This window comes from Nostocoides japonicum T1-X7 (genome assembly GCF_001046855.1).
Taxonomy (GTDB): Bacteria; Actinomycetota; Actinomycetes; order Actinomycetales; family Dermatophilaceae; genus Nostocoides; species Nostocoides japonicum.
Genome location: NZ_HF570958.1, coordinates 2,981,032 through 2,989,546 on the forward strand (window position 1 = coordinate 2,981,032; position 8,515 = coordinate 2,989,546).

Genomic DNA, 8,515 nt, shown 5'->3' on the forward strand with positions numbered 1-8,515 from the left:
CGTCGCGCTCGCGGATCCCGGGCCGCCGGTCGGCGGCGGTCGCGTGCCCGGCGACGACCTCCCCGGCCCGCAGGAGGACGGCGGAGGCGCGGCCGACAGGCCCGCAGACGACGTTGGCGCAGTAGTGCATGCCGTAGGTGAAGTACACGTAGAGGTGCCCGGGCGGCCCGAACATGGCGCTCGTCCGTGGGGTCTCGCCGCGGAAGGCGTGCGACCCGGGGTCGGCGAGATACCCGGCATACGCCTCGACCTCGGTGAGGCGCACGGTGACCCCGCCGTGGGTGAGGAGGCACCCGAGGAGCGTCGGCGCGACGTCGAGGACGTCCTCGTCGAAGAAGGAGCGCGATAGCCGGCTCAGTCGACCCAGCCCCTCGCCCCGGCCGCCGCGGCACGCACGCGGTCGAGCTGCTCTGCGACCCGGACCGGGGCGGTGCCGCCCTTCGCGTCCCGGGAGGCGAGCGACCCCTCGACGGACAGGACGTCGCGGACGCCGGGTGTCAGGTGCGGGCTGATCACGGCGAGGTCGGCGTCGGTGAGGTCCCACAGCTCGATGCCCCGCTCCTCGCACACCCGGACGCACGTGCCGGCCACCTCGTGCGCCACCCGGAACGGCACGCCCTGGCGGACGAGCCACTCGGCGATGTCGGTCGCCAGCGAGAACCCCTGCGGGGCCAGGGACTCCAGCCGAGCGGTGTCGAAGACCATCGTCGCCACCATCCCCGAGAACGCGGGCAGGAGCACCTCGAGCGTGTCGACGGCGTCGAAGACCGGCTCCTTGTCCTCCTGGAGGTCGCGGTTGTAGGCCAGGGGCAGCGCCTTGAGGGTCGCGAGGAGCCCGGCGAGGTCGCCGATGAGCCGCCCGGCCTTGCCCCGGGCCAGCTCGGCGACGTCGGGGTTCTTCTTCTGCGGCATGATGCTCGACCCCGTGGAGTACGCGTCGTCGAGGGTGACGAAGCCGAACTCCTTCGTCGCCCAGAGGACGACCTCCTCGGCGATGCGCGAGACGTCGACGGCCGTCATGGCGAGGACGAAGGCGAGCTCGGCGACGAAGTCCCGCGAGGCCGTGCCGTCGATGGAGTTCTCGACGGCGGCCGGGAAGCCGAGGTCGGCCGCGACCGCCTCCGGGTCGAGACCGAGCGAGGAGCCGGCGAGGGCCCCGGACCCGTACGGGGACAGGGCCGCGCGGGTGTCCCAGTCGCGGAGCCGGTCGACGTCGCGCAGGAGGGCCCACGCGTGGGCGAGGAGGTGGTGGGACAGCAGGACCGGCTGCGCGTGCTGGAGGTGGGTCCGCCCCGGCATCGCGACCCCGAGATGGGTCGTCGCCTGGGCCACGAGGGCGTCGACGACGTCGAGGACGAGTCCCCCGACGACGCGCGCGTGGTCGCGCAGGTACATCCGGAAGAGGGTGGCGACCTGGTCGTTGCGCGACCGCCCGGCGCGCAACCGGCCGCCGACGTCGGGTCCGACCCGCTCGATGAGGCCCCGCTCGAGGGCGGTGTGGACGTCCTCGTCGTCGGGTGCCGGCCCGAAGGCCCCGGAGGCGACGTCGGCGGCGAGGCGGTCGAGGCCGTCGAGCATCGCCGAGAGGGTCCCATCGTCGAGGAGCCCCGCTCGGTGGAGGACCCGAGCGTGGGCACGCGACCCGGCGATGTCGTATGCCGCGAGGCGCCAGTCGAAGTGCGTCGACCGGGACAGCTCGGCCAGGGCGTCCGCCGGTCCCCCCGCGAACCGCCCGCCCCACAGGCTCAGCCGGTCGCTCGTCGCCGTGCTGTCGTCGGTCACGCGGTGTCCTTCCCTGCGAGGGCGATGAGCCGGTCCGCCGTCCGCCGGCTCGCGGGGGCGCCCGTCGTGATGACCATGATGGTGTCGTCGCCCGCGATGGTGCCGAGCACCCCCTCGACGGCGGCATGGTCGAGGGCGGAGGCGAGGAAGCTGGCGCCTCCCGGCGGGGTGCGGACGACGACGAGGTTGTGGCTCGGCTCGGCGGAGACGAGGAGGTCCCGGCACCGCTGCGTGAGCCGCCCGGCGAACGACTCCTCATCGGGGGCCGGGCGGACGGTGCGGTCGCCGCCCTCGCCCGGCACGGCATACACGAGACCCTTGCCGACCCGGACCTTCTCGGCGCCGACGTCGACGAGGTCCCGCGACAGGGTCGCCTGGGTCACCTCGATGCCGTCCGCGGCGAGGAGCTCGAGGAGCTCGGTCTGCGACCGGACGGCGCGCTGGGAGAGGATCTCGACGATCCGCTGCTGGCGCGCCCCCCTGCTCGTCGCGACCGTCACGGCCGTCCCGCCTGCTCCGTCCTCGCCTGTTCCAGGAGCCAGGACAGCACCGCCTTCTGTGCGTGGAGCCGGTTCTCCGCCTCGTCCCACACGGCCGACCGCGGTCCGTCGATGACCTCCGCGGCGACCTCGAGCCCCCGGTATGCCGGCAGGCAGTGGAGGAAGACCGCCCCCGGTGCGGCGTGGGCCAGGAGCGCCGGCGTCACGGCATACGGGGGGAAGGGGCTCACCTCGCCCTTGCGGTCGGCCGCCTCGTCCTCCTGGCCCATCGAGACCCACGTGTCGGTGACGACGACGTCGGCGCCGTCGACGGCGGCGGACGGGTCGCTCGTCACGGTCACCGAGCCGCCCGTGCCGGCGGCGATCTCGCGCGCCCGCTCGACGAGGTCCGCCCGCGGTGGGTAGGCGTCCGGCGTGCCGATGCGCACATGGAGGCCCGCCGTCGCACAGCCGAGGAGGTAGGAGTGGGACATGTTGTTCGCCCCGTCGCCGACGTAGGCCAGGGTGCGGCCCGGCAGCGACCCGGTGTGCTCCTCGATCGTCAGCAGGTCGGCGAGGATCTGGCACGGGTGGAAGTCGTCGGTCAGGGCGTTGACGACCGGGACCGTCGCGTGGGCGGCCATCTCCTCGATCCGGTCCTGGCCGTAGGTGCGCCAGACGATCGCCGCGGCCTGGCGGGTGATGACGCGGGTCGTGTCGGCGATGGACTCGCGCTGCCCGATCCCCGCGAGCCGCCCGTCGACGACGAGGGGGAACCCGCCGAGGTGCGCGATGCCGGTCGCGAACGACACCTGGGTCCGCAGTGTCGGCTTGTCGAAGAGGACGGCCACGGCTCGGGGACCCTCGAGGCAGCGGTCGGAGAAAGGGTCCTTCTTCAGGGCCGCCGCCCGGTCGAGGACCTCGCGCTGCTCGGCCGGCGACAGGTCGTCGTCGCGGAGGAAGTGGCGAAGCGTCATGGGGTCTCCTGGTCGGGAAGGGCGGTGTCGAGGAGGCCGGGAAGCGCGTCGACGAAGAGGTCGAGCTCGTCGACGCCGACGACGAGCGGAGGGGCGAGCCGGATCGCGGACGGCGCGACGGGGTTGACGATGAAGCCCGCGTCCCGCGCCGCGGTGGCGAGTGGTGCGGCGACCGGCTCGGCGAGCCCGATCGCGCGCAGCAGCCCGCGCCCCCGGACCTCGGTGACGAGCGGGTGACCGAGTGCGTCGACCCGGTCCGCGAGGTGCCGGCCCGCCTCGGTCGCGTGGTCCATGAGGCCCTCGCGCTCGATGGTGTCGAGGACCGCGAGGGCCGCCGAGGCCGCGAGCGGGTTCCCTCCGAACGTCGTGCCGTGCTGCCCGGGGGCGAGGAGCGCGGCGGCGTCGGAGCCGAGGGCGACGAGGGCACCGATCGGGACCCCGCCGCCGAGGCCCTTGGCGACGGTCACGGCGTCGGGCACGATCCCCGCCTCCTGGAAGGCGAACCACGACCCGGTGCGACCGATGCCGGTCTGGATCTCGTCGAGGACGAGCAGGGCGCCCGCGGCACGGGTGATCTCGCGGGCGTCGCGGAGGTATCCGGCCGGCGGGACGACGACCCCCGCCTCCCCCTGGATCGGCTCGAGGACGACGGCCGACGTCTCCGGGGTCACCGCGGCGGCGAGCGCGTCGCTGTCGCCGTACGGCACATGGGTCACCCCGGGCAGGAGGGGCTCGAAGGGCTCGCGGTATGCGGCCTTGTGGGTCAGCGCGAGCGCCCCCGTCGTCCGTCCGTGGAAGGCGTTCTCCGCGGCGACGATGCCGGTCCTCCCGGTGCGTCGGGCGAGCTTGACCGCGGCCTCGATCGCCTCGGTTCCGCTGTTGGCGAGGAAGACGCGCGACCCCGGTGGAGCGTCGGTGATGGCGAGGAGGCGCTCGGCGAGCGCGATCTGGGCGGGCGTCGTGAAGAGGTTCGAGACGTGCACCGCCTCCGACACCTGCTTGGAGACGGCGGCGACGAGCGCGGGGTGGTTGTGCCCGAGGGCGTTGACGGCGATGCCGCCGACGAGGTCGAGGTAGCGGTTGCCGTCGACGTCCCACACCCACGCGCCGTCACCGTGGGAGAGGACGAGCGAGGGGCGCCCGAAGACGCCGAGGACGGCGTTCTCGTAGCGGGAGAGGAGGTCCTCGGAGCCGGTCACTGGTCGCCCCTTTCGATGAGCGTGCCGATGCCCTCGCTCGTGAAGATCTCCAGGAGGATCGAGTGGGGCTGTCGTCCGTCGACGACGTGGGCCTGGGGGACGCCGGACTCGACGGCCCGGATGCAGGCCTCCAGCTTGGGGATCATCCCCTCGTCGACCCGGGTGAGGAGGTCCCTCGCCCCCGCCACGTCGAGCCGCGACAGGAGCGAGGACCGGTCCGGCCAGTGGGAGTACACCCCCTCGACGTCGGTGAGGACGACGAGCTTGTGGGCCCCGAGGGCGGACGCGAGGGCGGCGGCGGCGGTGTCCGCGTTGACGTTGAGGACCTGGCCGTCGGCGTCGAGGTCCGGCGCGATGGTGGAGACGACGGGGATCCGGCCGGCCTCGAGGATGTCCTGGACGGCCGACGGGTCGACCTCCTCGACGTCCCCGACGAGGCCGATGTCGACGGCCTCTCCGTCGAGGACGAGGCCCTTGCGGCGGGCGCCGAAGAGGCCGGCGTCCTCGCCGGACATCCCGACGGCGAGCGGACCGTGCTGGTTGAGCAGGCCGACGAGCTCGCGCCCCACCTGCCCGGTGAGGACCATCCGGACGACCTCCATGACCTCCGGCGTCGTGACCCGCAGCCCGCCCCGGAACTCGCTCGTGAGGCCGAGCCGGTCGAGCATCGCCTTGATCTGGGGTCCGCCGCCGTGGACGACGACGGGACGCAGGCCGGCATACCGGAGGAAGGCGACGTCCTGGGCGAAGGCCGCCTTGAGCGCGTCGTCGACCATCGCGTTGCCGCCGTACTTGACGACGACGAGGGATCCCCGGAACCGCTCGAGCCACGGCAGCGCCTCGACGAGCGTCCGGGCCTTCGACTGGGCGACCCGGATGGCGGCGGCGTCGAGCGTGCCGCGGACGGTGTCGGGGGTCATGAGCTGTAGGCCGAGTTCTCGTGGACGTAGTCGTGGGTCAGGTCGTTGGTCCAGATCGTCGCCGTCGCGTCACCGGCGTGGAGGTCGACGGTGACGTGGACCTCGCGCGCGGTGAGGTCGACGAGCGCGCGGTCGGCCCCCACCCCGCCGGCGACGCAGACCTCGACGCCGTTCATCGCGACGTCGAGCGCGCCGGGGTCGAAGGCGGCGGACGTCGTGCCGACGGCGGCGAGGACGCGGCCCCAGTTGGGGTCGTTGCCGAAGACGGCGCACTTGAAGAGGTTGTTGCGGGCGACGGACCGCGCGACCTCGAGGGCGTCCTCCTCCGTCGCGGCGCTGCGCACCTCGACGGCGATGTCGTGATGGGCCCCTTCGGCGTCCGCGACGAGCCGGCGCGCCAGGTCGGCGCAGACGGCTGTCACCGCCTCGGCGAGGTCCTCCCGCGACGGCGTCGTCCCGGAGGCCCCCGAGGCGAGGAGGACGACCGTGTCGTTCGTCGACATGCAGCCGTCGGAGTCCACGCGGTCGAAGGTCACGCGGGTCGCGGCGTGGAGCGCGGCGGACAGCTCCTCCGGGGTCGCCACCGCGTCCGTCGTCACGACGACGAGCATCGTCGCGAGAGCCGGCGCGAGCATGCCGGCGCCCTTGGCCATGCCGCCGACGACGAAGCCGTCGGCCCGGCATACGGCCTCCTTGCTCACCGTGTCGGTCGTCATGATGGCCGTCGCGGCGTCCGTCCCGCCGTCGGCGGACAGCGCGGCACACGCGGCGTCGACACCGGTGAGGAGCGCGTCCATCGGGAGCAGCTCGCCGATGAGGCCGGTGGAGCACACGACGACGTCGCCCGCGGAGATCCCGAGGACGTCCGCGGCGTGCTCCGCGGTGCGGTGGGCGTCCTGGAACCCCTGCGCGCCCGTGCACGCGTTGGCGCCGCCGGAGTTGAGGACGACGGCGTCGACGCGTCCGTCGGCGACGACCTGCCGCGACCAGGTGACGGGCGCCGCCTCCACGCGGTTCCTCGTGAAGACCGCGGCGGCGGCGCGGTCCGGACCGTCGTTGACGACGAGGGCGAGGTCGGGGGCGCCGCTGGCCTTGATGCCGGCGGCCACTCCCGCGGCGCGGAAGCCGGTGGGGGCGGTGATGCTCACGTGCTCGATCCTCCTGGCAGGACGGGTGGGGTCACGAGGCAGCCGGACCGCTTGAGCGCGTCGGCGGCCTCCTCGGCCCGGTCGGCCGGAACGAGGATCCAGTCGGTGTCGTAGGTGGACATCGCGAGGATGCCGATCCGGCGGGTCGCGAGCGGCTCGAGGAGTCCGTGGAGGACGCCGTACATGTCGAAGGCGAGCGGGCCGGCGACCTCGAAGCCGTGGTAGGGGCCGTTGGACGTCGCTCCGGCCGGGACGCGATCGGCGAGGCACACGACGGACGTCTCGTGGGCCGAGGCGGTCATCGAGGCGTACGGCCCGCCCCGCCACTCCCAGTCCGGCTCGGTCCCGCTCTCGAGCCGCACGACGGCCAGCTCCTCGGGATGGTGGAGGAGGTGCCTCGGCATCCTACTCACGGCGCCACCCCCGCGAGCGGCAGGCCCGTCGTCTCGCCGAGGCCGAGGGCGAGGTTGAGGCACTGGACGGCCGCGCCTGCCGTGCCCTTCGTGAGGTTGTCGACCGCTGCGACGACGACGACCCTCCCGACGTGCTGGTCGACGGCGAGCTGGAGGTGCACGCAGTTGCTCCCGACGACGGAGGCCGTCGAGGGCCACTGCCCCTCGGGCAGCAGGTGGACGAAGGGCTCGGTGCCGTATGCCTTCTCCCACGCCTCCCGGACAGCGACCGGGTCGGTGTCGTGCGCCAGGCGCGCCGTGGCCGTCGCGAGGATGCCGCGGGGCATGGGCGCGAGGGTCGGGGTGAAGGAGACGGCGACGGGCCGCCCCGCCGCACGGGCGAGGTTCTGCTCGATCTCGGGGGTGTGCCGGTGCGCGCCGCCGACGCCGTACGGCGACATCGACCCCATGACCTCGCTCCCGAGGAGGTGCGGCTTGAGGCCCTTGCCGGCCCCCGAGGTGCCCGACGCGGCGACGACGGTGATGTCGTCCGGCTCGACGACCCCCGCGACGAGGCCGGGCGCGAGGGCGAGCGTCACCGCCGTCGGGTAGCAGCCCGGCACCGCGACCCGCCGCGCGCCGACGAGGGCGTCGCGCTGCGGGCCGTCGGCCGTCGGCAGCTCGGGCAGGCCGTAGGGCCAGCTGCCGGCATACGTCGTGTCGTAGAACCTCTCCCAGGCCTGCCCGTCGGTGAGCCGATGGTCGGCGCCGCAGTCGATGACGACGGTCGCGTCGCCGAGCTCCTCGGCGATGGCGGCCGAGTGGCCGTGGGGCAGGGCGAGGACGACGACGTCGTGACCCGCGAGCGTCGCGGCCGACGTCTCGGCGAGGATCCGGTCGGCGAGCGGGGTGAGGTGCGGGTGGATGAGGCCGAGACGTGTCCCCGCGTTCGAGGACGCCGTGACGACCCCGATCTCGACGGCCGGGTGACCGAGGAGCAGGCGCAGCACCTCTCCCCCGGCATACCCGCTCGCCCCGGCGACCGCGACCCTGACCGACATCTGCATGACCATACCCTATATCGCAACTTCATTCATCCACGCGTCAGCGCTGGACGGCGCCGGTCCGCTCGGCGACGGCAGCGACGGCGCGGTCGCGGAGGGCGTTGACCTCCTCGGTCCGCAGGGTCCGGTCGGGTGCTCGGACGACGAGCCGGTATGCGAGGGACTTCCGTCCCTCCCCCACCTGGCCGCCCCGGTACACGTCGAAGAGGACGAGCGCCTCGAGGTCGTCGCCGGTCCCGTCGCGGAGCCCGGCCTCGACCGACGCGGCGGGGACCGACTCCTCGACGACGAGCGCGACATCGGTCGTCGCCTGCGGGTAGGTCGAGAGCCGGTGCGCCTGGACGGGCTCGCCCGTGGCGGCGATGAGCGCGTCGACGTCGAGCTCGCCGGCCACCGTGCGGGGCGGCAGGTCGAGCGCGGTGACGACCTTGGGGTGCAGCTCGCCGACGTGGCCGACGACGGTCCCGTCGGGACGGTGCACCGAGGCGCACCGGCCGGGATGCCACGGCGCCCGGTCCGCGGCGGCGACGCCGAGCTCGACGCCGAGGGCGGAG

The 8,515-nt window shown here is 74.1% G+C and carries 10 protein-coding genes; all 10 read right to left on the reverse strand.

What is annotated here, in order from left to right; genetic code table 11:
• A partial coding sequence (locus BN12_RS13385; protein ID WP_048556392.1) for a DNA-3-methyladenine glycosylase occupies positions 1-358 on the reverse strand: 358 nt, incomplete at its 3' end.
• Positions 355-1,782: an argininosuccinate lyase gene (gene argH / locus BN12_RS13390; RefSeq protein WP_048553176.1), complete on the reverse strand. Its 1,428-nt coding sequence runs from the start codon at positions 1,780-1,782 to the stop codon at positions 355-357. The genes argH and BN12_RS13385, both read right to left, overlap by 4 nt.
• Positions 1,779-2,282 (reverse strand): arginine repressor, encoded by a 504-nt coding sequence (locus BN12_RS13395; protein WP_048553178.1) that lies wholly within the window; start codon positions 2,280-2,282, stop codon positions 1,779-1,781. Before BN12_RS13395 ends, argH begins: the two co-directional genes overlap by 4 nt.
• On the reverse strand, positions 2,279-3,238 hold the full coding sequence (gene argF / locus BN12_RS13400; RefSeq protein ID WP_048553181.1) for an ornithine carbamoyltransferase: 960 nt from the start codon (positions 3,236-3,238) through the stop codon (positions 2,279-2,281). The genes BN12_RS13395 and argF overlap by 4 nt, the downstream gene beginning before the upstream one ends.
• Complete coding sequence (locus BN12_RS13405) at positions 3,235-4,437, reverse strand: acetylornithine transaminase (RefSeq protein WP_048553182.1); 1,203 nt, start codon at positions 4,435-4,437, stop codon at positions 3,235-3,237. Before BN12_RS13405 ends, argF begins: the two co-directional genes overlap by 4 nt.
• Entirely contained in the window at positions 4,434-5,357 is a 924-nt protein-coding gene (gene argB / locus BN12_RS13410; protein ID WP_048553184.1) for an acetylglutamate kinase, read from the reverse strand. The genes BN12_RS13405 and argB overlap by 4 nt, the downstream gene beginning before the upstream one ends.
• Positions 5,354-6,505, reverse strand: a complete 1,152-nt coding sequence (gene argJ / locus BN12_RS13415; RefSeq protein WP_048553185.1) for a bifunctional glutamate N-acetyltransferase/amino-acid acetyltransferase ArgJ — start codon at positions 6,503-6,505, stop codon at positions 5,354-5,356. The genes argB and argJ overlap by 4 nt, the downstream gene beginning before the upstream one ends.
• The gene (locus BN12_RS13420) at positions 6,502-6,909 is read right to left on the reverse strand and encodes an ACT domain-containing protein (RefSeq protein WP_048553187.1); all 408 of its coding nucleotides are present in this window, start codon (positions 6,907-6,909) and stop codon (positions 6,502-6,504) included. The genes argJ and BN12_RS13420 overlap by 4 nt, the downstream gene beginning before the upstream one ends.
• 5 nt (positions 6,910-6,914) lie before the next feature.
• Positions 6,915-7,958, reverse strand: a complete 1,044-nt coding sequence (gene argC / locus BN12_RS13425) for an N-acetyl-gamma-glutamyl-phosphate reductase (RefSeq protein WP_048556393.1) — start codon at positions 7,956-7,958, stop codon at positions 6,915-6,917.
• A gap of 43 nt (positions 7,959-8,001) precedes the next feature.
• On the reverse strand, positions 8,002-8,515 hold a 514-nt coding region (locus tag BN12_RS13430), incomplete at its 5' end, for a phenylalanine--tRNA ligase subunit beta-related protein (protein ID WP_048553192.1).